Annotated in this window: 27 protein-coding genes and 1 pseudogene; 22 read left to right on the forward strand and 6 right to left on the reverse strand. The window is 43.8% G+C overall.

Features of this window, described 5'->3' with window-relative positions; translation table 11 throughout:
• Window position 1 precedes the first annotated feature (1 nt).
• From ubiH to KFK88_RS02320, 14 genes are all read left to right on the forward strand, one after another.
• Window positions 2-1,240: a 2-octaprenyl-6-methoxyphenyl hydroxylase gene (gene ubiH, locus KFK88_RS02255; RefSeq protein WP_223577031.1), complete on the forward strand. Its 1,239-nt coding sequence runs from the start codon at window positions 2-4 to the stop codon at window positions 1,238-1,240.
• Window positions 1,230-2,204 carry a hypothetical protein gene (locus tag KFK88_RS02260; protein WP_223577032.1) on the forward strand — a complete coding sequence of 325 codons (975 nt, stop codon included), beginning with the start codon at window positions 1,230-1,232 and terminating at the stop codon, window positions 2,202-2,204. The genes ubiH and KFK88_RS02260 overlap by 11 nt, the downstream gene beginning before the upstream one ends.
• 2 nt (window positions 2,205-2,206) lie before the next feature.
• A complete protein-coding gene (locus KFK88_RS02265; protein WP_223577033.1) occupies window positions 2,207-3,412 on the forward strand; it encodes a UbiH/UbiF/VisC/COQ6 family ubiquinone biosynthesis hydroxylase in 1,206 nt (401 codons plus the stop codon).
• 113 nt (window positions 3,413-3,525) lie between these two features.
• A complete protein-coding gene (locus KFK88_RS02270; RefSeq protein ID WP_223577034.1) occupies window positions 3,526-4,614 on the forward strand; it encodes a Fe(3+) ABC transporter substrate-binding protein in 1,089 nt (362 codons plus the stop codon).
• Between the two features lie 26 nt (window positions 4,615-4,640).
• A complete protein-coding gene (locus tag KFK88_RS02275; protein ID WP_223577035.1) occupies window positions 4,641-6,290 on the forward strand; it encodes an ABC transporter permease in 1,650 nt (549 codons plus the stop codon).
• Window positions 6,291-6,302: 12 nt separating this feature from the next.
• Window positions 6,303-7,007: a hypothetical protein gene (locus tag KFK88_RS02280; RefSeq protein ID WP_223577036.1), complete on the forward strand. Its 705-nt coding sequence runs from the start codon at window positions 6,303-6,305 to the stop codon at window positions 7,005-7,007.
• Window positions 7,008-7,135: 128 nt separating this feature from the next.
• Window positions 7,136-8,224: a glycine cleavage system aminomethyltransferase GcvT gene (gcvT, locus tag KFK88_RS02285; protein ID WP_223577037.1), complete on the forward strand. Its 1,089-nt coding sequence runs from the start codon at window positions 7,136-7,138 to the stop codon at window positions 8,222-8,224.
• 149 nt (window positions 8,225-8,373) lie between these two features.
• The gene (gcvH, locus tag KFK88_RS02290; protein ID WP_046560350.1) at window positions 8,374-8,760 is read left to right on the forward strand and encodes a glycine cleavage system protein GcvH; all 387 of its coding nucleotides are present in this window, start codon (window positions 8,374-8,376) and stop codon (window positions 8,758-8,760) included.
• A 318-nt stretch (window positions 8,761-9,078) separates the two neighbouring features.
• Window positions 9,079-11,943 carry an aminomethyl-transferring glycine dehydrogenase gene (gene gcvP, locus KFK88_RS02295; protein ID WP_223577038.1) on the forward strand — a complete coding sequence of 955 codons (2,865 nt, stop codon included), beginning with the start codon at window positions 9,079-9,081 and terminating at the stop codon, window positions 11,941-11,943.
• 123 nt (window positions 11,944-12,066) lie between these two features.
• On the forward strand, window positions 12,067-12,291 hold the full coding sequence (locus KFK88_RS02300) for a hypothetical protein (protein WP_223577039.1): 225 nt from the start codon (window positions 12,067-12,069) through the stop codon (window positions 12,289-12,291).
• Between the two features lies 1 nt (window position 12,292).
• Window positions 12,293-13,087: an SAM-dependent methyltransferase gene (locus KFK88_RS02305; protein WP_223577040.1), complete on the forward strand. Its 795-nt coding sequence runs from the start codon at window positions 12,293-12,295 to the stop codon at window positions 13,085-13,087.
• A gap of 68 nt (window positions 13,088-13,155) precedes the next feature.
• Window positions 13,156-14,211 carry a hypothetical protein gene (locus tag KFK88_RS02310; RefSeq protein ID WP_223577041.1) on the forward strand — a complete coding sequence of 352 codons (1,056 nt, stop codon included), beginning with the start codon at window positions 13,156-13,158 and terminating at the stop codon, window positions 14,209-14,211.
• Between the two features lie 56 nt (window positions 14,212-14,267).
• Window positions 14,268-15,281, forward strand: coding sequence for a tetratricopeptide repeat protein (locus KFK88_RS02315; RefSeq protein ID WP_223577042.1), 1,014 nt, complete (start codon window positions 14,268-14,270; stop codon window positions 15,279-15,281).
• A 4-nt stretch (window positions 15,282-15,285) separates the two neighbouring features.
• Window positions 15,286-16,365: a tetratricopeptide repeat protein gene (locus KFK88_RS02320; RefSeq protein WP_223577043.1), complete on the forward strand. Its 1,080-nt coding sequence runs from the start codon at window positions 15,286-15,288 to the stop codon at window positions 16,363-16,365.
• On the opposite strand, the gene mutH is transcribed toward KFK88_RS02320, so the two are convergent.
• On the reverse strand, window positions 16,358-17,017 hold the full coding sequence (gene mutH, locus KFK88_RS02325) for a DNA mismatch repair endonuclease MutH (protein WP_223577044.1): 660 nt from the start codon (window positions 17,015-17,017) through the stop codon (window positions 16,358-16,360). The genes KFK88_RS02320 and mutH overlap by 8 nt on opposite strands.
• 69 nt (window positions 17,018-17,086) lie before the next feature.
• Between mutH and rppH the strand changes: the two are divergent.
• Window positions 17,087-17,563, forward strand: a pseudogene (gene rppH / locus KFK88_RS02330) (RNA pyrophosphohydrolase); the annotation flags it as partial.
• A 205-nt stretch (window positions 17,564-17,768) separates the two neighbouring features.
• On the opposite strand, the gene KFK88_RS02335 reads toward rppH, so the two are convergent.
• The 3 genes from KFK88_RS02335 to KFK88_RS02345 all read right to left on the reverse strand — a co-directional run bounded on the left by KFK88_RS02335 (window position 17,769) and on the right by KFK88_RS02345 (window position 19,492).
• The gene (locus tag KFK88_RS02335) at window positions 17,769-18,164 is read right to left on the reverse strand and encodes a hypothetical protein (protein ID WP_223577046.1); all 396 of its coding nucleotides are present in this window, start codon (window positions 18,162-18,164) and stop codon (window positions 17,769-17,771) included.
• Entirely contained in the window at window positions 18,161-18,799 is a 639-nt protein-coding gene (locus KFK88_RS02340) for a peptidoglycan recognition protein family protein (RefSeq protein WP_223577047.1), read from the reverse strand. Before KFK88_RS02340 ends, KFK88_RS02335 begins: the two co-directional genes overlap by 4 nt.
• Before the next feature lie 93 nt (window positions 18,800-18,892).
• Window positions 18,893-19,492, reverse strand: a complete 600-nt coding sequence (locus KFK88_RS02345) for a DUF938 domain-containing protein (RefSeq protein ID WP_223577048.1) — start codon at window positions 19,490-19,492, stop codon at window positions 18,893-18,895.
• Between the two features lie 151 nt (window positions 19,493-19,643).
• Here KFK88_RS02345 and KFK88_RS02350 point away from each other — a divergent pair, with 151 nt between their 5' ends.
• The 6 genes from KFK88_RS02350 (at window position 19,644) to KFK88_RS02375 (ending at window position 23,678) form a co-directional block, all read left to right on the forward strand.
• Window positions 19,644-20,450 carry a sulfite exporter TauE/SafE family protein gene (locus tag KFK88_RS02350; protein WP_223577049.1) on the forward strand — a complete coding sequence of 269 codons (807 nt, stop codon included), beginning with the start codon at window positions 19,644-19,646 and terminating at the stop codon, window positions 20,448-20,450.
• 34 nt (window positions 20,451-20,484) lie between these two features.
• The gene (lgt, locus tag KFK88_RS02355) at window positions 20,485-21,300 is read left to right on the forward strand and encodes a prolipoprotein diacylglyceryl transferase (protein ID WP_223577050.1); all 816 of its coding nucleotides are present in this window, start codon (window positions 20,485-20,487) and stop codon (window positions 21,298-21,300) included.
• Window positions 21,301-21,317: 17 nt separating this feature from the next.
• Entirely contained in the window at window positions 21,318-22,112 is a 795-nt protein-coding gene (locus KFK88_RS02360; protein WP_223577051.1) for a thymidylate synthase, read from the forward strand.
• Between the two features lies 1 nt (window position 22,113).
• Window positions 22,114-22,647, forward strand: a complete 534-nt coding sequence (gene folA, locus KFK88_RS02365; protein WP_263296327.1) for a type 3 dihydrofolate reductase — start codon at window positions 22,114-22,116, stop codon at window positions 22,645-22,647.
• A 14-nt stretch (window positions 22,648-22,661) separates the two neighbouring features.
• Window positions 22,662-23,090: a hotdog fold thioesterase gene (locus KFK88_RS02370; protein WP_223577052.1), complete on the forward strand. Its 429-nt coding sequence runs from the start codon at window positions 22,662-22,664 to the stop codon at window positions 23,088-23,090.
• A gap of 132 nt (window positions 23,091-23,222) precedes the next feature.
• Window positions 23,223-23,678, forward strand: coding sequence for a hypothetical protein (locus KFK88_RS02375; protein WP_223577053.1), 456 nt, complete (start codon window positions 23,223-23,225; stop codon window positions 23,676-23,678).
• Window positions 23,679-23,753: 75 nt separating this feature from the next.
• On the opposite strand, the gene KFK88_RS02380 is transcribed toward KFK88_RS02375, so the two are convergent.
• Together KFK88_RS02380 and KFK88_RS02385 are read right to left on the reverse strand one after the other, a co-directional pair.
• Complete coding sequence (locus KFK88_RS02380; RefSeq protein WP_223577054.1) at window positions 23,754-24,155, reverse strand: YccF domain-containing protein; 402 nt, start codon at window positions 24,153-24,155, stop codon at window positions 23,754-23,756.
• A 121-nt stretch (window positions 24,156-24,276) separates the two neighbouring features.
• Window positions 24,277-24,789, reverse strand: coding sequence for a GNAT family N-acetyltransferase (locus tag KFK88_RS02385; RefSeq protein ID WP_223577055.1), 513 nt, complete (start codon window positions 24,787-24,789; stop codon window positions 24,277-24,279).
• Window positions 24,790-24,908: 119 nt separating this feature from the next.
• Here KFK88_RS02385 and KFK88_RS02390 point away from each other — a divergent pair, with 119 nt between their 5' ends.
• Complete coding sequence (locus tag KFK88_RS02390; protein WP_223577056.1) at window positions 24,909-25,400, forward strand: hypothetical protein; 492 nt, start codon at window positions 24,909-24,911, stop codon at window positions 25,398-25,400.
• The last annotated feature ends 80 nt before the right edge of the window (window positions 25,401-25,480 follow it).

Here is a 25,480-nt window from a genome sequence, read left to right on the forward strand (position 1 = left end):
AATGAAGTCAATACAACCTAAACAGCATTATCCAGTAGTCATTGTCGGCGGTGGCATGGCTGGCGCGAGTTTAGCGTTGGCACTAGCGCAACAGGGTATCACTTGTGGAGTGTTTGAAGCCTTTGCTTTGGATAAACCAAGCCAACCAAGCTTTGATGACCGAACGGTGGCGCTATCAGCAGCATCGTTAAATATTCTTAAACATTTGGGTGTATCTGATAAGTTATTCAGCATTGCTGAACCTATTCAGCAGATCCATGTGTCTGAACAAGGCCATATCGGGTTCGCGCGACTTAAGGCTGAAGATTGTGACGTAACCGCGTTGGGTCTCGTCGTCGAAAACTGGCAGTTGGGTCGTGTCTTGCATGAAAAAATTGAGCACCATGAAGGGATTGATTTATTTGCACCAACACGAGTAACGCGACTTGAGCAGTCTGCGCAAGAAGTCAGTTTAAGAGTAGAGACTAAAGAGGGTGACCAGAGAACAGAGCAAGTAGTGACTGCTTCGCTGGTTGTGTTGGCTGATGGTGCGCGTTCGCCTTTAAGGAAAGCCTTACATATTGACAGTGATGTGCGCGATTTTGAAACGTCGGCGATTGTATGTAACTTGTCGACGCAGCGCCCCCATCAAGGTTGTGCCTTCGAGCGATTCACACCGCATGGTCCTTTGGCTTTGTTGCCTTTAACTCAAAACCGTATGGCATTGGTATGGTCAAAACCACGAGAAGATGTGGAGCATTATTTGACGCTGTCTGAGCAAGACTTTGCCCAGAAGCTGGAGTCAGAGTTTGGCGCTCGCTTAGGACGCATCACTAAAGTCGGCAAGCGCAATGCGTTCCCTTTGATGCAGCAAAAAGCAGAAACTGTGTTCAGAGGCCGTTGCGTGCTGATTGGTAATGCTGCTCAATCGTTGCATCCCATTGCGGGACAAGGGTTTAATCTAGGTTTGCGTGATGTGGCCACGCTAAGTCAGTGTCTCCACAGTGTGAAAGATGCTGATTATGGGCATTATGACGTACTAAGCCACTATGAGAGCTTGCGACAGGCGGATCGAGACAAGACGGTATGGACGACTGAGTCACTCGCTCGTTGGTTTGCTAATCCATGGGCACCGATGTCGTTGACGCGAAATTTATTATTGAAAGCGCTGGATGTAACGCCAGTGGCTAAGGAAGTGTTTGCTCAACAAGCCATGGGCTTTAACTTTAATAACAGTGAGTTGGCGGCAAATGACGAATAAAATCATTGCACTTCTTACGGCGGTTGTTATTGCTTTGGCGGTGCTAGCATACAAGCTATCAACTGCAAGCCGTGATGAAGTAGTAGAAGACACGGCCACTTTTGAAGCCGAGAAAATGCCTGATACGCTAAGGCCTGACGCTCAGCCAGATCAACATGACGACGTTCAGCCTACTATCACTACCCCAGAAGTGACGCACACATCGTCGGATGCTACGGATGATGTTAGTAACGACTCTGAAGTTAAGTTACCCGACGAAAAGCTATGCCAGCTGATTCATGAATATGATGACTGGTATCCTAAAGGTGAGGGGTATGAGTCCGAGACGTTTATGTCAGAGATAAGAGCTTGGGCATTCTCCAGAGGGTATTTTGAAACCGAGTATTCACAAGGAAATCTAGGCATCAAAAAGCAGTCTGATTACGATTTTTACGAGATTGATGACCTTGAGACTATGGCCCAAGCTGGTGACTCAATGGCTAATGTACGACTAGCCTATCGCCTCTATCTCAAGGGTGACGAAGACAATATGGAGCGAGCGCAACCTTACTGTGATAGAGCGATTGCGGACGGTTATACAGCTTTAGTGATGTGTAAAACGTCGTATTTGACCACGCAAATTTACCGCGAGCGCCGCAAGGAGGGTGAAGAGGCCAACCCAGAACAGGTAAAGGCTCTGGAGCTTGAATACTTAGCGTGGCAGCAGGCTTCAAAGCTGTTGGGTGATGATTTGGGTAGCAGGCTGGCGGAAGGCATGCTGCCTGAACAAGAGCACGAATTTGAGAAACATGCGATTGAGCAGAAGACAAAGTCGTTGATTAGCGACATTGATGCACAAAGGTTGAGGCTTGGCATTGTTGAGCGAGAACACCCTCCGATCCCCAAGCTGTTAACGTATGTGTTAGAAGAAGAAACTAACCCTGAGGATGTTTTTAAATCGTGTTTTGATAAGGAGCAGGGCTAGGTATGAGCGAGGGTAATCGACCAGTAAAGCTCGACTATGACGTTATCATTGTGGGTGGCGGTATGGTGGGCTTGACTTTGAGTGCTGCGTTATCGCAACGTGATCTGCGGGTGGGGGTGATTGAGCCAAAACCGGTGGAGCTTGAGTGGCAGCGAGGTACGGTAGATGCACGGGTTAGCGCAATAACACGAGCAAGCCAGCGATTGTTTGAGGATGTAGGAGCATGGTCTGGCATTGCTGCAGAAGAAAAATCAGCTTATCGCCGTATGTGTGTGTGGGATGGTGAGTCCACTCACGGTAGTATTGAGTTTGATGCCAGTCTAATTGCCGAGAAAAACTTAGGCTATATCATTGAAAACCGTGTGTTACGTCGTGCATTGTACCAATCAATTGAGCGAGCACGGAATGTTGATTGGCTGTGCCCCGAGAAGTGTCAGGAGGTGACTTATCATGATGACTGTGCTGAGTTAACGCTGGTTTCGGGTAAGCGGCTAAAGGCCGCGTTATTAGTCGGTGCTGATGGTGCTTTTTCCTGGTTGCGCAAAGCGAGTGACGTGGGGCAGGTGCAAAAGTCTTATGGTCATAAAGCGATTGTGTGCACTGTGAAAACCGACGCCCCCCATCAACACACAGCATGGCAGCGTTTCGATCATCATGGACCCTTGGCCTTTTTGCCCTTAGCAGACAATCATTTGTGTTCCATTGTGTGGTCGGTCGATGAAGCCTATGCCGAAGAGTTGTTAGCTCTCGATTCAGCAGATTTTGAAAAACGCCTGAGCCATACCTTTGAAGCAACTCTGGGGGCTGTGACGCTTAAAAGTGAACCGGTCGCTTTCCCATTGTTTGAAAGAACCGCAGACACCATGGTTCAACACCGGTTGGCGCTGATTGGCGATGCCGCGCATACCATTCATCCACTTGCAGGGCAGGGCGTGAATCTTGGTTTTGCTGACGCACAAGAATTAGCTAAGACCATTGAGGTCTCGCTTAATAAAAGCGCGGATATAGGCCTAAAGCATCGACTGCGTCCTTTTGAACGAGCGCGAAAGTCTGAAACGAAAGCAATGCAGTTGGCAATGCAGGGCTTTAAAAGACTGTTTGAACAAGAGATCCCAGTGGTACAGATGGCGCGAAGTTATGGCTTAGCGCTGACCGATAAACATCCTTTAATTAAGCAAAAACTGATACGCAAGGCCATGGGGCTTTGAACGAATGCACTATGACTAGATAAATGTCATAAAACTTTGCTTGAAATGACAAATGATAATAATTATCATTTGTGCATTATCTTTCTACGGGAAACTCCTAGGATACCTTATACATGAAAACAATGAATAACTGGCTTGTTGCACTTGCAGTTGGTTCGGCTTTAACGCTAACCGCTTGCAGCGATTCTGAGCAGGATAATAAGCCTGCGAATGACCAAAAAGTGACTGAATCACAAGAATCAAAAGCTGAAAAACCGGCTGCAGAGCAGAAAGAAATTGTGGTCTATTCGTCTCGTAAAGAGCATTTGATCAAGCCTTTCTTCGAGCAGTTCACTAAAGAGACTGGTATTCCAGTGGTCTACATTACTGATGGCGCTGCGCCACTCATCAGTCGACTCAAGGCTGAGGGTGAACGTTCACCCGCGGATATTTTGATGACCGTTGATGCTGGTAACTTATGGCAAGCGACTCAAGAAGGCATTCTACAGCCGATTGATTCAGATGTGCTTGAAAGTAATATTCCAGAGAGCCTCCAAGATCCAAATAACGAATGGTACGGTTTAACGGTTCGCGCACGTACGATTGTGTACAGCAAAGAGCGAGTTAACCCAGAAGAATTGACGACTTATGAAGCGCTGGGCGATGAGCAGTGGAAAGGTCGCTTGTGCTTAAGAACGTCAAAGAAAGTCTATAACCAATCATTAGTGGCGATGTTGGTTGCGCGTCACGGCGAAGAAAAAGCACAAGAGATTGTTGAGGGCTGGGTTGGCAATTTAGCAACAGATCCTTTCTCTAACGACACAAAAGTGATGAACGCTATCGAGGCGGGTGCTTGTGATGTGGGTGTGGTTAATACTTACTACTTCGGACGCTTAGAAAAAGAAAACCCTGACATTCCTTTAGCCTTATTCTGGCCAAATCAAGAAACGTCTGGCGTTCACGTTAATATTTCAGGCGCGGGCATCACCAAGCACTCTTCTAATGTCGCAAATGCCACAAAGCTGTTAGAATGGCTTTCAAGCGCAGAAGCGCAACAAATGTACGCTGGCCATAATATGGAATACCCAGCGAACCCAGAAATTAAGCCTGTTCCAGAGGTGGAAGCTTGGGGAAGTTTCAAAGCGGATGATATGAACTTATCAAAAGCGGGTGAGCTACAGCCACAAGCGGTTAAAGTGATGGACAGAGCAGGTTACAAATAAACTTTCTTGACCCTGAATAAGAAGACTTGCAGAAAAAAACATCATTAAACTCAAAAGTCACTGACGCCAGCGTTTATCGCTGGCGTCAGCGTATGGGCGCTTGGTTGCCAGTGACATTACTGGCGGCCGTATTCGCAATTTGCGTCATGCCTCTGATGCCACTCTTGGGCTCATGGGGGCAAGTTGAGTCTGAGCTGTGGTCGCATCTATGGCAAACTGAGCTACCTGAACTATTTTCTAACACCATCATTCTGATCCTACTGGTTGGAACGGCAAGCTTTCTGCTTGGAGTCAGTCTCGCTTGGCTCGTCGTTATGTACGACTTCCCTGGCAGAAACATTTTGCAATGGGGGCTGATGCTACCTTTAGCGATCCCGCCTTATATATTAGCGTTTGTACTCTTAGGCTTCACCGATTTCGGTGGCCCACTCCAGAAACTCTTATTCTCCCTTGGTCTAGGCATTGAGTGGTTGCCAGATATGCGTAATCCGCTTGGGGTGGGGTTAGTCTTTACACTTTCTCTCTATCCGTACGTCTATTTATTGATGCGTAGTGCTTTGCAGCGAAAAGGTCGCTCGAGTTACGAGAGTGCGCGAACTTTAGGTTACAGCAAGGCTGGTGCTTTTTGGCGACTAGTCATACCGCTGACGCGCCCAGCATGGGTTGCAGGTTTGGCTTTGGTCTTGATGGAGACTCTGGCCGACTTTGGCGCGGTCAGTATCTTTAACTACAACACCTTCACCACAGCTGTATATAAATCATGGTACGGTTTTTATAGCCATGGCACAGCAGCGCAGTTGGCTTGCTTATTACTACTGTTCGTGAGCTTAGCTGTGATTGCTGAGAAGTGGGGGCGCGGTAAAGGACGTTATGAGCAATCCGGTGCCGCATTAAAACAGTACCGTCAGCATCTAACAGGGTTCTGGGGAGTATTAGCACAAGTTGGCGCATGGTCAGTGTTTGCGTTGGGCTTTATATTGCCAGTCATTCAGCTGCTTTACTGGGTCGTCAGTAGCTTCGAACAGCATACCGAAGGCACGATTGATCTCTTATTCAACACAGTCATATTGGCTGTGTTAGCGGCAGTGATCACTTTGTTAGTCGCTAGCATCATGGTCTGGGCGCAGCGCCAAAAACAGACTAAGTCGAGAAGCTTTATGACAGAGTTCTCGCAGTTGGGGTATGCCATGCCGGGTACTGTGTTGGCAGTTGGCATTATGATGGCGCTCAACGGGATCGATAGTTGGATCGCTGACATCATGGATGATCAAAGCCAATGGCTGGCGACAGGGTTGTTCGCCTTACTGCTCGCCTACGTCATTCGATTCCTGCGAATTGGTTACGGCCCACTGTCGAGTTCGATGGGTCAAATCAAACCAAGCGTCGTAGAAACGGCGGGAATTCTCGGCGCTGGAAAGCGCGAAAGACTATTTCGAGTATATATTCCCTTGCTGCGCCCAGGCGTATTTACCGCATTACTGTTGGTGTTCGTCGAAGTGATGAAGGAGATGCCAGCGACTCTAATCTTAAGAACTTACGGCTGGGACACGCTGGCAGTGCGTATCTATGAGCTCAGCGCCGAAGGCCAGTGGGAGCTGACCTCGTTACCTGCGATTATGCTGGTTGCCGTAGGGATCATTCCGGTTATATTATTAATAAAAAAGAGTGAGGTTTAAGGAGGGAGTGAAATGAAGAGTTTATTATTTTGTCTATTGGTGATGCTCAGTACAGGTTGTTCATATAAAAGTTACACAAGTAAAGTAGGAAAGTCGACTCATGTTACTGGCGAAGAAAAGTTAGTAACGATTGCAACAAGCCCAGAAAACAACATTGTAACGAGCGCTAGCTTAGGTGAGCTAATGTTCACTGTAGAAAAGCGTGGAAAGGGTGGAGAAATTTTTATAACACATTCTCCTTCAACAGATCTTGGGTTTCCAAATACAAATAAATGGCAACATACTCATAATTATAACGATGGGGTTTCGGGCACTTTAAAGGTTTATTCGCACCCTGATTTTTACCACGGGAACATTGGAGTAATACTGAATAGAAATGGTACAACATACTCTGAGAAACCATTGGTTCAACTGTCTGGGGTAAAGGAAGGTAGACGTTGGCAGGTATCAGGAAGCGGAAATTTTTTTAAGGCGGCCAATATTTTATTAGAAAGCTGGGGCTTGAGGTATGGTGGAGAAAATGACGGAGTATATGTTTTCGAAATATTGGACAGAAGGGACGCGAATGTAACCCAGGTAATCCAGCGGCTTGAAATAACATCGGATAAATTTTTAGAAGGGCTTTTTGTAAGAGGTGTAATGCTGAAGGGTCTTGCTTTAGATGATAAAGGTTTAATCAAGTACGTGATTAAATCTTACCCAAATGAAAAGCATTAAAATAACAAAATAGTATATCAGCAAGTATCCATTCCCTTAGAGGAGTCTTTTGGGTTCTTTTGTCATTCGAACCCCTGTATAATCATGCGCCATTATGACCACTCAATTGTTTAAGGAACGGTGTCGTTATGGGCAGTAAAACACCTTTGTATCAGGCGCACGTTGACGCTGAAGCGCGTATTGTTGATTTCGGTGGCTGGGATATGCCGCTAAATTATGGTTCGCAGATTGATGAGCATGCAGCTGTGCGTGAAGCTGCGGGTATGTTTGACGTCTCACACATGACCATTGTTGAAATTAAAGGCAGCGAAGCTAAGCCGTACTTGCAATATTTATTGGCCAATGATGTGGCTAAGCTTAAAGATTCAGGTAAAGCGCTTTATACCGGCATGTTAAACGAAGATGGCGGTGTTATTGATGATCTTATCGTCTATTATTTAAACGATGCCCATTACCGCGTAGTGGTTAATGCGGCGACTCGCGAGAAAGATTTAGCTTGGCTGGAGAATGTTGCTCAGCAGTTTGATGTGTCAGTCGAAGAGCGTTCTGATTTAGCCATTATTGCCGTCCAAGGCCCCGAAGCAATTGAGAAAGCGCAGTCGACGTTCTCAGATGAGCAAAAACAAGCCGTTGCTGAGTTGAAACCGTTTGTGGCAGCTTATGCTGGAGACTTGTTCGTCGCTCGTACGGGTTATACCGGTGAAGACGGGTACGAAATCTTAGTTCCAGACAATAAAGCCGTTGAGCTGTGGAATGCTTTGATCAAAGCGGGCGTTAAGCCATGCGGTTTAGCTGCACGCGATACGCTACGTCTAGAAGCGGGCATGAATTTGTATGGCCATGACATGGATGAAACGGTATCGCCGTTAGAAGCCAACATGGGCTGGACCATTGCTTGGGAGCCGGAAGGTCGTGATTTCGTGGGTCGTAAGGCTCTAGAAGCGCAAAAGGCTAGTGGCATTCCACGTAAGCTGATAGGTTTGGTGCTTGATGGCAAAGGCATTATGCGTGAAGGCCAAGAAGTTCTCGTAAACGATGAAGTGGTTGGCGTCGTGACCTCTGGTACTATGTCACCGACTACAGGTAAAAGCATCGCGATGGCCCGCGTGCAGCGTTCGGTCGATGCCGAAGACGTTCTAGTGCAGGTTCGTAAGAAGCAAATTCCGGCGAAAGTGGTAAAACCGAGTTTCGTACGTAAAGGTAAGTCATTGATTTAAGGTTGGCGCCTAGAGCGCTAACCTTTTTGTACACATTAACGCAAAACCCTTGCTGAGAAAGGCTTGGGCAGCGCTAAAGTTTCATATACAATACGATTAATTTTTGAACTGATAGATTACCCTGGCGGGTGGCTATAGAGGAAGAGACAATGAGCCAAATTCCAGCAGAATTAAAATATGTATCGAGCCACGAGTGGATCCGTGATGAAGGTGACGGCATCGTAACCGTTGGTATTACTGAGCATGCACAAGAGTTACTTGGTGACGTGGTGTTCGTAGAAGCGCCAGAAGTGGATAGCGAAGTCGACGTAGAAGACGAAATCGCGGTTGTTGAGTCGGTTAAAGCTGCATCCGATATCTATGCGCCATTAGCGGGCACTATCACTGAAGTGAACGAAGAGCTGGAAGATTCACCAGAATTAATCAACAGCGATCCTTACGGTGACGGCTGGATGTTCAAGATGAAAATTGACTCAGGTGATTTGGACTCACTGCTATCGGCAGAAGAGTACGCTGAAGAAATCGCTGACGAATAAATTATTGGCTCATAGCTTCGTTAAATGTATCAATAACTCAGCTCGTTTAGCATAAAGTAAACGTCGCCTCGTTATTAACACATTTGCCTTGCTCTGAACGCAATAATAGTTTGGTTGGTGCGTTTTCTAAAGTTTTAAGATTTGGAGCTAAATGCTCTGAACTCAGTATTAAATAATAGGATGGGTTAGCCGAGAGGCGTAATCCACCAGTCACTAGCCAACAGTGACACATTTTAAGGGCCTCGAGTTGTTCGAGGCTTTTTCGATTAAACAGTTTATGCAGATCGGCATAATTGAAATTGATAGGTCGCGACCAGTATGACTGATAAAACAAGCTTGCAAGATTTACAACAGTCGGATGATTTTATCCGCCGCCATTTAGGTCCTCGTGAGAACGAGATTCAAGAAATGCTCAGTGAGCTGGGCTTGTCTTCATTAGACGACTTAGTAGAAAAGGCTGTTCCGCATAAAATCCAAGTGAAAGAGCCGATTGGCGTTGAAGCGTCTCGTTCTGAACGTGAGACCTTGGAATACTTACAGTCGCTGGCGGACGAAAATATTGTCGCCAAGTCATACATAGGTATGGGCTATTACGACACGGTTACACCTGCTGTCATTCAGCGAAATGTGCTTGAAAATCCAGCATGGTATACGGCTTATACGCCATACCAGCCTGAGATCGCGCAAGGTCGTTTGGAAGCAATTCTAAACTTCCAGCAAATGACGATGGATTTGACGGGTATGGAGTTAGCGAGCGCGTCATTGTTAGATGAAGCAACCGCAGCTGCTGAAGCTATGGGCTTAGCAAAACGATCGTCAAAGAATAAAAAATGCAATACCTTCTTTGTTGATGAGAAAACCTTCCCGCAAACCATTGATGTGGTGAAAACGCGTGCTGAGCACTATGGCTGGGATTTAATTATTGGGCCAATCGAAGAAGCAGCTAGTCACGATGTCTTTGGTGCATTATTGTCATACACCAACGTGCACGGTGACATTACAAACCTTGAAAGCATTATCGAAAAGCTACATGAGAAGAAAGCAATAGCGTGCGTAGCTGCAGATATTATGAGCTTAGTATTATTGAAGTCGCCAGGCGAGATGGGCGCTGATGTAGTATTCGGTTCAGCCCAACGCTTCGGTGTTCCAATGGGCTTTGGTGGCCCACACGCAGCCTTCTTTGCGACACGTGAATCATTCAAGCGCTCGTTACCAGGTCGTATTATCGGTGTGTCAAAAGATACGCGTGATAACAATGCATTACGAATGGCGATGCAGACCCGTGAGCAACATATTCGTCGCGAAAAAGCGACATCAAATATTTGTACAGCGCAGGTATTGTTAGCCAATATTGCGAGTTTCTATGCGGTGTATCATGGCAAAAAAGGTCTAACGACCATTGCCAGTCGTATCAATCGCTATGCTTCAATCGTCGCTTCGGCGGTAGTCAATTCAGGTATGGAAGTGGTCAATGACCATTGGTTTGATACCGTGACATTCCGAGCTTCTGATGTGGAAGCGATTCAAGATCGTGCCAAAGAAGCGCTCGTTAACTTACGTTACGATGGTGACTTGGTAAGCTTCTCGATCGATGAAGCAAAAAGCCAAGCTGATATCGAGCAATTAATCGAAGTCATTACGGGAGCAGAGTCAGATATTTTTGAATTGGATAGCGAGGCTCAACCATCAATCCCTGAGCAACTGGTCCGTCAGTCAGATTTCTTAACGCATCCAACGTTTAACGACTATTACTCTGAAACGGATATGTTGCGTTATATCAAGCGTTTAGAAACAAAGGATTTCTCATTGGTTCATGGCATGATCCCACTAGGTTCGTGCACCATGAAACTGAATGCAACCAGTGAAATGATGCCAGTCACTTGGCCTAAATTTGCATGTATCCATCCGTTTGCTCCTGAAGACCAAACCTATGGTTACATCAAGATGATCAAGGAACTCGAAGCAGACTTGGTGGAAATTACCGGTTACGACTTTGTTTCGATGCAACCAAATTCTGGGGCACAGGGTGAATACGCAGGCTTAATTGCGATTAAAAAGTATCACGAAAGCCAGGGTGAAGGTCATCGTAATATTTGCCTAATCCCTAGCTCAGCACACGGTACCAATCCAGCGTCTGCCCAGATGGCTGGCATGAAAGTTGTGATTACGAAGTGTGATGAGAACGGTAACGTTGATGTTGACGATCTAAAGGCGAAAGCTGAAGAGATGAAGGACAACTTAGCGGCACTAATGGTGACCTATCCTTCAACACACGGCGTTTACGAAGAAGAAATTAAAGATATTTGTGACATCATTCATGACAACGGTGGTCAGGTCTACATGGATGGTGCCAACATGAATGCGCAGGTGGGTATTTCACGCCCAGGCGATATTGGTTCAGACGTCTCACACCTAAACCTACACAAAACATTCGCTATTCCTCATGGCGGTGGTGGCCCAGGTATGGGACCAATTGGTGTTAAGTCACACCTAGCACCTTTTGTATCGGGGCACTCAGTCCGTAAAGTGCATAGTGTAGAAGCGCGCGATAACGCGGTTTCAGCAGCGCCTTATGGTAGCGGCATGATTCTTCCGATTTCATGGGCCTACATTAAAATGCTAGGCCAAGTCGGTTTGCGTCGTTCAACAGAAGTTGCGTTATTGAATGCTAACTACCTGAAAAATAAGTTATCTGAGCACTATCCAGTCTTGTATGTGGGTCGTAACGATAAAGTCGCTCATGAGTGCATCATTGATTTACGTGATATTAAAAACGAGACTGGTATCAGTGAAGTCGATTTTGCGAAACGCTTGATGGATTATGGTTTCCATGCCCCAACAATGAGCTTCCCAGTTGCTGGCACCTTCATGATTGAGCCAACGGAAAGCGAATCTAAGTATGAATTGGATCGTTTTGTTGACGCCATGATTCGCATCCGTCAGGAAGTTGAAAAAGTGGCTAGCGGCGAGTGGGATAAAGACAATAACCCACTGGTTAACGCACCACATACTCAGGCTGACCTACGTGATTGGGATAAACCTTACTCTATTGCAGAAGCTGTTTATCCATCAGAAGCAACAGTTCTCAGCAAGTTCTGGCCAACGACAAATCGAATTGATGATGTGTTCGGCGACAGAAACTTAATGTGTAGTTGCCCAGCGACAGAAACTTATGCGGAATAAATTTCTGTCAACTGAGTACTTGACTTGAAAGCCAGCGTTAGCTGGCTTTTTTTATAATGCTAGGGTATAAATGGAGCGTTTGGCTTGAAATGCATGTATTACGGGGAATTGTAAGGAATTAATATGTCTAAAAAGAAATTTGAAGAATTCGTTATCAAACTATCGGAAGATCCAAAACTCAACGAGTCATATGTAGAAAATCCAGAAGCTGTTATGAAGGATTTCGGTTTAGAGGAGCGCGAAATAAAAGCTATTATGAAAGGCGATCAGAAGGAAATTAAAAATATCTTAGGCGACCCGCAAAATTGTTTGGTAATAATTGTCATGTGCAAGGACAAGAAAAAATAATATGAAAGAACAAAGAGGGAGTTTTGTCGCAGTAAGTACAGGCATGCTCTTAGCAGGACATATTACAGCGAGATGCCAAAAAATAATAGAAGAAGCTGATGTCATTTATTGCTTAGTGCCGCATGCATTATGTGAGACTTGGCTTAAAAATTGTAATTCTAATGTGAAAAGCTTACAGCCCTATTATAAAAAAGGGAGGAATAGGGTGCAGACTTACGAAAAGATGGTTGACGTTATGATGAATGATGTTCGTGAAGGGAAACGAGTATGCGGAGCTTTTTATGGGCATGCTGGGGTTTTTTCTTGCGTGCCCCACATGGCGATTGAGCAGTCACATAAAGAGGGTTTTGTTGCTTATATGGAGCCAGGTATTTCTGCAGAGGCGTGTTTATATGCTGACCTGCAGATAGATCCCGGTAACTATGGGGTGCAAAGTATTGAAGCAACTCAGTTGATGTTGTTTGATCATACGTTAAACACGAAAGGCTATATATTATTGTGGCAAATAGCTATCGCTGGAGACCATACGGCAAGTAAATTTAGTAGTGATGAGAGTAAATTACAGTGTCTAGTGAACCATCTCTACAAAGACATCCCAAGTGATCACGAGGTAATTATTTATGAAGCAAAATTCACGCCGCTTGATGAGGTTAGGAAAGAAAAAGTCAAGCTGATGGATTTGCCAAAACAAGAACTTAAATTACACTCGACTTTAGTTATTCCGCCCGTGCAAGAACTGGAGTATGACCAAGCTATGTTGAGAGAGTTAGGGATTACAGGACTTGAATATACATGATAGTTAAAGATCTTCGTGAAAAATTTCTGATAGAATGAAGAAAATGCATTTAATCGATGGAGTTTTAAATGTTTAGTAGATGGATTTTTTTGTTGGGTATAACTCTATTACCATTGCAAGTAGTTGCTGAAGAAAGTTATTTATCAACACTTCTTGATATTGAGAAAGAGATGTTGAATGGCAATGATGCTGTAAAAGAAAAGCTTGCTTCAATAGAAGGGGAGTACGAAAAGTTTACACAAGAAGAAAAAGAACTTTATGGTTTACTTAAAGCTCGCAACCAATATCTTTATTCTGAACTAAAAGCTTCAGAGGAAACTTTAAAAAAGCTTTTAGAAAGTCCAGTGACGCCTGATACGAGGGCGCAAGCCAATATCATATTAGCAGGCATCGAGCATTTACGTGGAAATAGTATTGAAGGTTTTATGGCAATCGATAGAGCCATAAACATGTTAGGTAAAGTTAAAAATAAGAATTACAGACTCAGTATTTTAAATACGGCTATTGGAATATATAAAGAATCAGAGCTTCTAGAATATGCCCTTGAGCACGCACGTCGTTTAAAAGTAGAGGTTGGCGAGAGTAATGACAATATGTCTTTATGTGTAGCTAACTACGAACTAGGAACCATTGAAGTCATGGTGAATAGCGATAAAATGGCTTGGCAAAGACTATTATTAACAAAGAATTATTGCAAAAAAGCAAATAATAAACTGATGACAATAGCGACAGATTATTATTTAGCGAAGGTAGAGAGTGGAAGAGGGGAGTACAAAAAAAGTATTGATAGGTTGCTGCCCTCCTTAGAGCAAGCCAATGATATCGGTTGGAAGTTATTAATAGCGAGTATAAACGCTGATCTAGCTGGGAATTACTTAGAGTTAGGAGAAAACAAAGCTGCAAAGCAAAGAGCTTTGTTGTCGTATCAGTTAGCAACAGAAGCGAAAGATAAAAGACGTTTGCAAAAAGCCGCGTCGCTACTTGGACAAATCTACTCGAATGAAGGGAAAAGGGATGAAGCTCTAAAGTACTACAATGAGTTTAGGGAGTTAAGCACAGAGAATAAAGTTAAGATAAGGCAAAGAAAGTTAGCTTTTGATATAGCAAGAAGAGGTAGAATTTAGGGTTGGTAGTAAAACTGAAAAGTATTATATCCACGCTTATTTTAATAGTGGCAACCATGGCAGTCAGTGCCGAAGAGGGTGCCTACTACCAAGAGCTTGTAAGCGTTGAGAGAAATATGCTCAACGGAAACAGTTATATTGAAAAACGTTTAAAAGTTCTATCACAGGATAAAGATAAATTTACACCATTAGAAACAGATTTTTATCAACTCCTTCGAGCACATCATGATTACTTATCATCTAACTTGGAGGCTTGTAAAGAAAGGTTGGCTATTCTCATAAAGCAAACCAAAAGTATTGATATTAAAGCTAAAGCAAATATTTTGCTGGCAACAGCTGAACACGTTTTAGGGAACCATGTTGAGAGTTTTATTGCCCTAGATAAAGCTGTGACAGCAGTTCCTAATCTAACAAGACAAAGGTATAAAGCGAGCATATTACAAACGGCAGTAGGGATATATCAACAAGCAGAATTATTTGAGTTTGCACTGGAGTTAGCTCGAAACTTACAGGTTGAAGCTAGAAAGTTAAAGCATGGCGAGTACCTGTGCATTGCCAACTATGAATTAGGGATGATAGAGCGGAGAACGGGGCAAATCAAAATGGCTAAACAGCGTCTGATGTTAGCGGTTGATTATTGTAAAAACAATGAAAGTAAAATTTTTGAATATGTCTCTATTATCGCTCTCAATGAAATTGAGGCTGATCAAGGTAAACTTAAAAAAAGTAATGCAGAGTTACTTAAAATAATTGGGCCAGTCAATGCGATAGGCTGGAAAAATTTAATTGCTCAATTGAATATAGCGATTGCTAAGAACTATTTTAGGTTGAACAAGTACGATAGGGCCGAAGAGTATGCGCTAGCGTCCTATCATAAAGCAAGCGAGGGAAAAGATAGACGCCGGCTACAAATATCTGCTGAAATCTTAGCACAGATATACTCAAAAACTGGTCAAAAAGAAGAAGCTATAAAATATTACAATGAATTTAGAAAGTTGAACTCTGAAAATAGAGTAAAAGTAAGACAAAGGAAACTTGCTTTCGATATTGCACGTAGAGAAGAGAGTTAAGTTTATGAATATGAAAGCTATAGTATTAATCAGTATGTTGTATTCGATAGTGGCCAATATAGCAAGCGCGGCTTATTTGGACGAGTTGCAAGTCATTGAAAGACAAAGGCTGAGTAATTTAGCGAATACTAAGTTGTCACTCGAGAAAATATCAAAACATAAGGCAAACTTCTCAAGCAAAGAAAAGTATCTCTATTTATTACTGGTAGCGCACTCTGAAACTATGCATAGTAATTTTGTTGAGGCAGAAGCGTTGTTATTAGATATTATCGGTAGTGAAGCTGATGTTGATTATAAAGGGCGTGCCCATTCGATCCTCGCGGGTGTGTTGCAGTTTCAAGGTAAGTACGAGAGATCTTATTATCATTTAGATAAATCCTTAGGATTTGTTCCAGTCATTAACAATGAAGAGTATAAGTCGAGTATCTTACAGAATGCTGTAAGTTTTTATAATGACTCAGGCATGTTTGATTATGCAATGGACTATGCTCGGCGGTTACTTAAACTAGGAATACAAAGAAAAGACTTATCTGATCAGTGCCAAGCATATTTTGAGATGACCCTTATGGAATTATCAGCTGATAGGCATGAGCTAGCCGTAGACAGGTTGGCTAAAACAGATGATATATGCACAAAAGCAAATGAAACAATTTTTTTATTGCACTTACCGAATATCAGGGCAGATATAGCGATACAAAAAGGTGACTTCACTTCGGCCAAGAAACTTTTAGAAGAGAATTATAGCGAAGTTAAAAAATATGGGTGGAAAGTTCTCAATGCAAGCACTGAAATCAGTTTAGCGAATTTGTACTCAAAAATAGGTCGATACGGTGAAGCTGAAGAGTTAGCTTTAAAAGCATTGAAGGTTTCGATGGAGATAGGCGACATCAAACGCTCCAAAGGCGCGAGTGAAATCTTGGCAAAGATTTATTCTGAGCTTGACCAAAAAGAGAAGGCTATCAAGTATTTTCAAATGTATATGGAGCTCGATAAAAGGTTAAGCGCTTCGGGTCGCCAGCGTAAACTAGCTTTTGATCAAGCAAGACAAAAACTTAAAGCAGAGCAGTTAGCGTTGGTTAACTAAATTGCTTTAGTAAACATTGCTTCGTAAATTGGGGGCGTAAATAAAAACCTCTAGGCAATGTCTTGATAGTTGAACCATCAGGCCCTATCGCATCGGTTAAAGCTTTTGAGTTGGCCGCCTTGGGTCTAACTTGCAAAATATCTCCTAACCTTGCGTCAACCTGTTCAATCCTTCCCATAGAAACTTGATCTAACACATCTTCAAAGTCCTTTTTTAACACGCTCTCTTCTTCTCGCGTCGGTTGCCAGAGAAAAGGCATGGCGATTTGACGATTTTCAATAGCGATATCCCTGCTGGCAACGATAGGAATCCATAGTACGTGCATTAACTTATGACGGACCACGGAGTTTTCCCAGCGTAAGCCTTGTATGTTAGTCAAAGGTAAGACACTAACATAGGTAGACTCAAGTGGACGCCCCAGCTCATCGATTGGTAGAGTTTTCAGCTCAACACCGATTTCAGGGAAGTCCGGTTGCGCCAAGGAGCCGGACGTCGCACCTAAAATCATTTCCAGAAACTGACCCACCCAACCCTTTTTATGGAGGAGCTGCTGTGGAATTTGCTCCTTATAGCGTTCGCATAACTCACCTAAAGTAAAGCCAGCAAAGCTCTGAGCGTAGTCTAGTAAAGCTTGTGGGTTCTCGTACTGCATAATTTATTATTGTCGAAAGCATCGGTATGTGGAACAATGATAACAAAGTTTTATGATTTGGATGAATAGATGATCGACGCAGACGGCTTTAGGGCCAACGTCGGCATCATCATTTGTAACAACCAAGGCCAGTTACTCTGGACACGCCGTTTTGGACAGACATCGTGGCAGTTCCCGCAAGGGGGCGTGCACCCGGGCGAAAGTGCAGAGCAAACAATGTACCGAGAATTATACGAAGAAGTGGGCCTTGAAAAAGATGATGTCCGTATTCTAGGGAGTACGCAGCACTGGTATAAGTACCGGTTGCCGCAACGACTGATTCGCCAGAACTCCCAACCACTGTGTGTTGGCCAAAAACAAAAGTGGTTTTTGTTACAGCTGGTGAGCGATGAAGCTAAAATTGACTTTGAAGCGACAGACCATCCTGAATTTGATGGTTTTATCTGGGTCAACTACTGGTATCCAGTACGAAATGTCGTGAACTTTAAGCGTGACGTATACCGTTCAGCGCTATCGGAGTTGATGGGACCTATGTTTCGTTTCCAAATGCAGGGCAAGTCCAGCCATAGACCGGAAAAGAAACATAAGAAGCACGGCAGTTCGCGCCATAATAAGCAAGAGCAAGCTTCAGCGAGTCATGATTCTGGTGGTAATCAACAACGCCAAGGGAATCGACGTCGCAGGCCACGGCATCCCTACAGAGCTAACAACTCCAATAAAGAATCAGAGAGCAGCTAACCAGCTGCTCTTTTTAATGTAGGTTAGGAATATTAGAACACGCCTTCTCTGAACACGCTTTGTTGATAACCTCGTCATTACTGCTCAACACGCCAGTTCCTCCTGCTCGAATACGCCATGAATATGGTTTATCGTCTAGTATCAGTGTGCCCTCGGAGTAGCAGGGTAGAATGTCGTGTTCGTTATGCAGCTGAATTTCTGAGATAACTTGAGACTGGTTAAAAAAGTGGTAGACGGAGTTTTTGCTTAGTACAAAGTCAGCACAGGCTCGAGTAATGACGTCATCATCATCAAGGCTCTGCCCCTGTTTGTGTATTATGATATCTGAGTACTTGGATGTTTGCTCGGTATTTTTGCTTGTGCAGCTAGCTAAAACAAAAGATGTTAATAATAAGATAATATATTTCATTGGTAGTTATCCTTTAGCCATTCGAAAGCATCGACACCTTCTTTGACTTTCTTCCTGGCGATACTGCCGTGCGCATAAACATCCTCCTTGAAAGATAAATCGTATTGAGAAAGTAGCTCTGTGACTAGCCATAAAAAGCTTTTACCTTGTGGTTCTTTTAATTTCTCAAAGGGGCCTTTGTCGCCAGATCCGCCTAGATAAGCACCCACAAGCTCTATACCAAGTGAGTCACTATTTAAAGGGTATCTGTCAGGGTAATCTTTCTTTTTCTCATTGAGGTAGACTTTCTTGAACTTACTTCCCCAACTTCCTGAACCGTGGAGCGTTTTCTTAATAAATTTAGCGTCTTCTGTACTGCATGACCCTTCTAGCCGACAACGGGACTGAAGTAATCCAACATGCCAGCACTGTTTCTTTAGTGAAGCTGTTTGATAGATCTTTCCTGTTTTGTCGATCAGGAAGTGAGCACCAGATTTTTTAGACTGCCAAGCGTTTAGAGTCGATTCAGCGGTTCCAGCAGAAGTCCGGTGAAGTACTAAGGCCTTAACTTTTGGCAGTATTCCATGTTCAATATTGGGGATGATTTTATTGGTAACTTTAGGGTTGTTAATAACTCCATCGAATATACACAGCATTCCGTATCCTTACTTAAATATTTTAGATAAATTATAGAAATATTATGTAAGGATTGCGAACTGAAATGAATATGGTGTGATTTAGGTCTCGAATTAAAAACTAGAACTTTTCTGATAAGCCAACAGCATATTATTGGCAGGCATCTTATGTCGCTCAACCAGCTGGAATCCGTTATGGCGCGCGGCTCGGTTCATGTCCTCATAATCACGAATGCCACTTTCTGGATCTTGTTCTTTTAGGAATGCGTCGAACTCTTTGTTTGATTCAGAAGTGTAGTTACCGCCGACGTTAAAAGGACCGTATATCAAGAGGTAGCCGCCAGGTTTTGTGACACGATTCCCACCTTCAAATAAGTCCTTCACTCTATCCCACGACATAATGTGGCAGGTATTAGCTGTAAAAATGGCATCAACTTGATTCACGGGCCAAACTCTCTGGCCGACATTCAAAGTTCGTGGTTTTCGAATATTAGGTAGTTCGCTGGCTTCTAACCAAGCGATGATCGAGCCGTGGTTTTCGGGCAGATCAGTGGTATGCCATGTAAGATGTGGCATAGCGCCAGCAAACCAAACGGCGTGCTGTCCCGTTCCTGAACCAACTTCTAATACCTCTTGGGAATGTGTCAGGTATTGTTTGATAACATCCAGTATTGGACCTTGGTTCCTCTCGCAGGCTTCGCTAAAACGTCGCATGGTATTTCTATGTTGAGTGACATTAATATCATCATATCGTAGGCCGTAAAGGGAATAAAGAATGGCTACTGGCAACAGATGTGTATTTAGCCATTAAAACGTGCGCCATTTATGCCATAATCAGTTCATTCGTAAACACTTAGAATGTCTTTTGGATACACAAATTCTTTGGTTGTTAGCTTTTGTAGGTTTGGGCTTATTTAACGGCGTACTCGCGGGCTTGTTAGGCATCGGCGGTGGCATGGTCATTGTGCCGGCAATGATTTGGTTGGCGCCACAGCTTGGCGTGCCACCTGCGCACGTGATGCATGTTGCCTTGGGTACTTCAATGGCGACGATATGTTTTATAGCCCTATCTTCTGCACGCTCTCACTATAAGCGAGGCTCGGTAAGTACCGATTTGCTGAAGGTTTTGATTCCAGGGATAGCTATTGGCGGGCTATTGGGTGCTTTCATTGCTAACTATATGGATACAGAGTGGTTAGCGTGGATCTTCAGTATCTTTGCGATTTTAGTGGGCATCAAGCTGCTATCGGGCGCCAATCCCGAAGCTAAAGGCGATAGAGCAGAAGGTAAGCAGCGGCTACCCGCGGGGATTGTTATGGGGGCTATATCATCCTTAGTGGGTATTGGTGGTGGTAGTGTTGTTGTCCCGTATTTGCTGTATCATAAGGAAAAACTAGTGACCGCTATCGGTACTGCTGCTGCTTGCGGACTGCCTTTAGCGATAATGGCTGCCGTCGGTTATGTCATGACAGGCTGGGGAGTTCAGGGCTTGCCTGCTAATCATGTGGGTTATGTCTATTGGCCAGCCATGATTGCGATCGCTTTCGGTTCAATGGTGACAGCACCTTTGGGAGCCTATCTGGCACATCAGCTGCCGACAAAAGTGATAAAGCGTATATTTGCGGTGCTGTTAATTATCGTTGCACTGAAAATAATCGTGGACCACATATAAGAACTGACAATAATTATTGATTAAAGAGACGCTTATGGATTTTCCCAGAATAGACCCCGTGATGTTTGAAATTGGGCCAATCGCTTTGCATTGGTATGGATTTATGTACTTACTAGGTTTTCTAGCAGCTTGGGGTTTAGGAACTTATCGTGCAAAAAAGCCGAACTCTGGCTGGACGCCTGAGCAAGTTTCCGACTTCCTATTCTTTGGTTTCATTGGTGTTATTTTAGGTGGCCGAATTGGGTACGTGTTGTTTTATGGTTTAGAGTTCTGGGCTGAAGACGCGTTATATATTTTTAAAATATGGGAAGGCGGTATGTCGTTCCATGGTGGGTTGCTGGGTGTTATCGCAGCCGGTTGGTATTTCGCCCGTAAGAACAACAAGCCTTTCTTTGACGTAGCTGATTTTATGGTTCCTTTAGTACCTCTAGGCTTAATGTTTGGTCGAATTGGCAACTTTATTAATGGCGAATTATGGGGTCGAGAAGCGAGCGCAGACTTTTTCTTAGCGATTAGGTTTCCGCAAGACCCTGCCGGGTTACTGCGCCATCCATCGCAGTTGTACCAAGCAATTTTCGAAGGTTTAATATTATTTTTAATTGTTTGGTTCTACTCGGCAAAACCACGTCCTCGAAAAGCGGTGTTTTCAGTATTCTTAATTGGCTACGGTGTGTTTAGGTTTGGTGTGGAATTCTTCCGCGAGCCTGACGCTCACTTAGGTGAAGTGATCTCATGGTTAACCATGGGGCAAGTGTTGTGTGTGCCGATGATCGCGATTGGTGTATATTTGTTGGTTAAGGCCTACCAACAGCCACAGGTAGCAACAAAGGCTAAGAAAGTAACCAAATAATTTGTGAACGATTAATTATGAAACAATACTTAGACATGATGCGCCACGTACTTGAGCATGGCGAAGATAAAGGCGATAGAACCGGCACTGGTACTCGTAGCGTGTTTGGCTATCAAATGCGCTTTGATTTACAGCAAGGTTTTCCGCTCGTGACTACGAAGAAACTGCATTTACGTTCGATTATTTATGAACTACTGTGGTTCCTAAACGGCGACACCAATATTCAATACTTAAAAGATAACGGTGTGTCGATTTGGGATGAGTGGGCTGATGATAATGGTGACCTAGGCCCAGTTTACGGCGAACAGTGGCGCTCGTGGAAAAAGCCTGATGGTACTACTATCGACCAAATCTCTAATGTGCTTGAGCAGATTAAGAATAACCCGAACAGCCGCCGCTTGATGGTGGTTGCCTACAATCCTGGCGTAGCGGATGAAATGGCGTTACCGCCTTGCCACTCCTTATTCCAGTTCTATGTCGCAAACGGTAAATTATCGTGTCAGCTATATCAGCGTAGTGCTGATATTTTCCTTGGTGTGCCGTTCAATATCGCGTCATACGCATTATTGACTCACATGATGGCTGAACAAGCTGGGTTAGACGTCGGTGAGTTCATTTGGACGGGCGGCGATACGCACCTTTACAGCAACCATTTCGAGCAAGCCAAAGAGCAGCTGTCACGTGAGCCACTGCCTTTGCCGAAGCTGAATATCAAACGTAAGCCTAGCTCGCTATTCGACTATGAGTTTGAAGACTTTGAAATTGTGGGCTACGAAAGTCATCCGCACATTAAAGCACCTGTGGCGGTGTAAAATGTCGACGTCTTTGAGTACCGATAAGAAACCTATTATCAGCCTAATTGTTGCTATGGCGAATGATCGTGTGATTGGTAAAGACAATCAGATGCCGTGGCACTTACCTGCTGATTTAAAGCACTTCAAAGCGGTCACTCTAGGCAAGCCAGTCATCATGGGACGTAAAACCCATGAATCAATTGGTATGGTGTTGCCTGGCCGCAAAAATATTATTATCAGTCGCAATCCAGACTACCGCTCAGACTTCCACAATGAGCACTGTGAAGTCGTCACCAGCCTCGAAGCTGCACTCGAAGTGGCTGCAGGCGAAGAAGAAATCATGATTATCGGCGGGGCTAATATCTACGGGCAAATGATCGACCAAGCAGACAAACTGTACCTCACCTTTATCGATCTAGATACAGACGGCGACGCACGTTTTCCTGATTGGACACATCATGACTGGAAAGAAGTGTCACGCGAAACACATCAACCGGATGAGAAAAATAAGTATAATTATCAGTTTGTAGAGTTACATAAGATTGATCAATAAGTCGGAAGATTATAATGAGTATTTGGTTCAAAGAGCCTGATTTAGAAGAGATTAATAGTTGGAAAGAGGGAACAATTCTAGAACACATAGGGATTGAAATCACAGCGGTTGGCGATGATTATATCGAGGGCACAATGCCTGCGGACCATAGAACTTTCCAGCCTTATAAACTTGTACATGGTGGTGCTAATATCGTTCTGGCGGAAACACTGGGTTCGATTGGTGGCATGCTAACCATTGATCCTGACAAATATATTTGTGTTGGGCAGGAAGTTAACGGCAATCACCTGCGTGGCGTGCGTTCAGGAACGGTTCGAGGGCGAGCAAAACAAGTGCATGGCGGCAGTAAGTCCCAAGTTTGGGAGATTCGGCTGTACGATTCAAATGATAAGTTAAGCTGTATTTCTCGACTGACACTGGCGGTTGTTGAAAAAAGATCATAATGAAAATAATGGCGGGTATATTTTACGTCGCGTTGATGAGCCAGATTTGGTAATATGATTAAAAAATAACCAGGCACAAGCTTGGAGGACGTCCAGAGGCTTGCTTTCAACCTCTTATACAAGGAGAGTAGAATGAAATGCTTTAAAGTTATCTTTGGAATAATCCTTATTTTTTCATCTGTCGATGCGTTGAGCGAACCATTGCCGTGTCGAGCGTTTAACGGGCAAGCAGTCCCTTATATTGCAAATCCTAACTTAAATGATGTCGGCGTGGCACATCGAACATACAATGGTCAGCCAATTATTCAGATCAACCCTAATGTGGTAAGACCCTTGCCTGAGTATGTGCGTCAGTTCTGGTACGCTCATGAATGTGCCCACCATGCAGTTCACCCTTCGCGTAACTCAGAGGTAACGGCTGATTGTTGGGCAATAAAAACCATTAGAAATTTAGGTATTATCAGGCACCGAAACCAAGTAAGTGGGTTATTGAACTATATATCAACATTACCTGGTAATATTCAGACGGGTCACTTGCCTGGACCTGCGCGAGCTGGAAACTTGTACGCTTGCTTTAGCTCACCTTAGTATCGAGAGGTCCTAGCTAAAAAAAAGCAGCCATGTAGGCTGCTTATATCTCATATCTTTGCAGGAAAGGGCTGACTAAAACAAGCGCTCGCCATTCTTTAGGCCATAAATTTCTCGACCAAATGGCCAGATAGACAGTTTGACCATTTTGAAATGCTGGATACCAAAAGGAATCCCGATGATGGTGATACACAGCACGATGCCCCAGAAGATATGGTTTAGCATGACCCAGATGCCGCCGAAAATTAACCAAATGATATTAAGAATCACGTTGACCAAGTCTTGTGTAGCAGGGCGATCGGCCATGCGGGTATCCTGTCCAAAGGGGAACAGTGCGAAAATAGCGAGTTTAAAGCATTGCATGCCCCACGGAATACCGATAATGGTAAAACACAGCGCGATCCCGCCAGCGATATAACCCATCGAGACGAAAAATCCGCCAAAGATGAGCCATAAGATATTTAATAGTAGTGACATTCAGTTTTCCTTGATTAGATGCTTACCTAATATTTAATAATAGAAAAGTGTGAAAAGGTAGTAACAAGTCGCAACAAAACGTGCGCAAGTGTTAACAGATGTGACGTGATTTTTGGGCTGGTTATTGACTTAATAGGTTGATTTTATACAAGTTTATCTTCTCCCCACCCCCTTCAAAGTCGTCACATTTTGCAAAATGGAATCCGAGCTTTAAAAGTAATTGTATGGAGTTTTGGTTGTTGGTGCTGGTTATGGCGAGTAATTCGTAATAACCGAGATCGGTGGCATGCTGGACAACTGCTTGGCTTGATTCGAAGGCGTAGCCTTTGCGCCAGTGTTGTTCGTCGATGGCGAAGCCAATGTCGGGGGCATGTAGGTAGTCGCGTTGAATCAAACCATTCACACCAACGGGCATCCCTGTCGATTGCTCTTCAACTAAGTAGAGCCAAAACCCATGATTGTCATAATGTTTTTGAGTTACCTCAATAAACGCTCTTGCATCGTCTAGTGTGTTGACGCCTCGATCACCAATATTCTGTTTAAAAGCGGCTTGGTTGTAGAGGTTGAGAATAAATTCAGCATCTTTCGGCTCAATGTGTCGAAGGATTAAGTTCTCAGATTTAGAAGTCAACATGGGAAAATTGCAAATTAGTCGAAAAGTATTAGTATAAGTATTTGTTATACCGTGAATATAAGGGTATTACAATTAGCCATATTAGCAACATTAAAGGACTTTACTTGAAGGAGATTAGTATGAAATTAATTATAACTATAATATTTGCAGGGTTAATTACAGCATGTGCGACGAATAGTAATAAAAAGGAATTACAGTCGTGTGCTGAAGTATACTCCCATGATTTGAGCGTCACTAGCAAGCAGCACTTCTTCCCGATTAGGTTTAGAGAAGTCAATGAGCTTCGAGTCGATAAGATGGGTTGGGGAGTAAGAAAAAACTCTTCTGGAATAATTAAGCTAGAACCAGGGAAGCACCGGTTGGAAGTATTTGTAGTAAGCAAAAATGTCGGGGGGCTTAATACGCCAAGTGTTATAGACCGTCAGTATGTAGATGTTACGGTAGAAAAAGACCACTCATACGAGTTACTTGCTTATGAAAAGCAAGGTGAGGCAAAAACTCTTGAGAGGAGCAAACGATTTAGAATTGTTCTTAATAAAGAAAGAGAAAAGGTCTGCGAAACTGGACGTATTTTTGAGTTACCTGACGAGTCAATTTTCGAAGATAAGTAATGTATTTTTAAGTCTAGAGATTGTAATAGTATATAAGTACAAAAAAGGCGCTACAAAAGCGCCTTTTTTGTACATAAAGA

This window comes from Kangiella taiwanensis (assembly GCF_020005165.1).
Lineage (GTDB): Bacteria > Pseudomonadota > Gammaproteobacteria > Enterobacterales > Kangiellaceae > Kangiella > Kangiella taiwanensis.

What these genes read in the sequence shown, in the direction of transcription:
- KFK88_RS02305 (WP_223577040.1), top strand. Translation starts at nt 12,293, where the DNA reads ATGAAAGAACAAAGAGGGAGTTTTGTCGCAGTAAGTACAGGCATGCTC.
- KFK88_RS02300 (WP_223577039.1), top strand. Translation starts at nt 12,067, where the DNA reads ATGTCTAAAAAGAAATTTGAAGAATTCGTTATCAAACTATCGGAAGAT.
- KFK88_RS02385 (WP_223577055.1), bottom strand. Translation starts at nt 24,789, where the DNA reads ATGTTGACTTCTAAATCTGAGAACTTAATCCTTCGACACATTGAGCCG.
- lgt (WP_223577050.1), top strand. Translation starts at nt 20,485, where the DNA reads ATGGATTTTCCCAGAATAGACCCCGTGATGTTTGAAATTGGGCCAATC.
- folA (WP_263296327.1), top strand. Translation starts at nt 22,114, where the DNA reads ATGTCGACGTCTTTGAGTACCGATAAGAAACCTATTATCAGCCTAATT.
- KFK88_RS02320 (WP_223577043.1), top strand. Translation starts at nt 15,286, where the DNA reads ATGAATATGAAAGCTATAGTATTAATCAGTATGTTGTATTCGATAGTG.
- KFK88_RS02270 (WP_223577034.1), top strand. Translation starts at nt 3,526, where the DNA reads ATGAAAACAATGAATAACTGGCTTGTTGCACTTGCAGTTGGTTCGGCT.
- KFK88_RS02370 (WP_223577052.1), top strand. Translation starts at nt 22,662, where the DNA reads ATGAGTATTTGGTTCAAAGAGCCTGATTTAGAAGAGATTAATAGTTGG.
- KFK88_RS02340 (WP_223577047.1), bottom strand. Translation starts at nt 18,799, where the DNA reads ATGCTGTGTATATTCGATGGAGTTATTAACAACCCTAAAGTTACCAAT.
- gcvP (WP_223577038.1), top strand. Translation starts at nt 9,079, where the DNA reads ATGACTGATAAAACAAGCTTGCAAGATTTACAACAGTCGGATGATTTT.
- mutH (WP_223577044.1), bottom strand. Translation starts at nt 17,017, where the DNA reads ATGCAGTACGAGAACCCACAAGCTTTACTAGACTACGCTCAGAGCTTT.
- KFK88_RS02390 (WP_223577056.1), top strand. Translation starts at nt 24,909, where the DNA reads ATGAAATTAATTATAACTATAATATTTGCAGGGTTAATTACAGCATGT.
- KFK88_RS02335 (WP_223577046.1), bottom strand. Translation starts at nt 18,164, where the DNA reads ATGAAATATATTATCTTATTATTAACATCTTTTGTTTTAGCTAGCTGC.
- KFK88_RS02310 (WP_223577041.1), top strand. Translation starts at nt 13,156, where the DNA reads ATGTTTAGTAGATGGATTTTTTTGTTGGGTATAACTCTATTACCATTG.
- KFK88_RS02260 (WP_223577032.1), top strand. Translation starts at nt 1,230, where the DNA reads ATGACGAATAAAATCATTGCACTTCTTACGGCGGTTGTTATTGCTTTG.
- KFK88_RS02280 (WP_223577036.1), top strand. Translation starts at nt 6,303, where the DNA reads ATGAAGAGTTTATTATTTTGTCTATTGGTGATGCTCAGTACAGGTTGT.
- gcvT (WP_223577037.1), top strand. Translation starts at nt 7,136, where the DNA reads ATGGGCAGTAAAACACCTTTGTATCAGGCGCACGTTGACGCTGAAGCG.
- KFK88_RS02360 (WP_223577051.1), top strand. Translation starts at nt 21,318, where the DNA reads ATGAAACAATACTTAGACATGATGCGCCACGTACTTGAGCATGGCGAA.
- KFK88_RS02345 (WP_223577048.1), bottom strand. Translation starts at nt 19,492, where the DNA reads ATGCGACGTTTTAGCGAAGCCTGCGAGAGGAACCAAGGTCCAATACTG.
- KFK88_RS02265 (WP_223577033.1), top strand. Translation starts at nt 2,207, where the DNA reads ATGAGCGAGGGTAATCGACCAGTAAAGCTCGACTATGACGTTATCATT.
- KFK88_RS02375 (WP_223577053.1), top strand. Translation starts at nt 23,223, where the DNA reads ATGAAATGCTTTAAAGTTATCTTTGGAATAATCCTTATTTTTTCATCT.
- KFK88_RS02380 (WP_223577054.1), bottom strand. Translation starts at nt 24,155, where the DNA reads ATGTCACTACTATTAAATATCTTATGGCTCATCTTTGGCGGATTTTTC.
- gcvH (WP_046560350.1), top strand. Translation starts at nt 8,374, where the DNA reads ATGAGCCAAATTCCAGCAGAATTAAAATATGTATCGAGCCACGAGTGG.
- ubiH (WP_223577031.1), top strand. Translation starts at nt 2, where the DNA reads ATGAAGTCAATACAACCTAAACAGCATTATCCAGTAGTCATTGTCGGC.
- KFK88_RS02315 (WP_223577042.1), top strand. Translation starts at nt 14,268, where the DNA reads ATGGCAGTCAGTGCCGAAGAGGGTGCCTACTACCAAGAGCTTGTAAGC.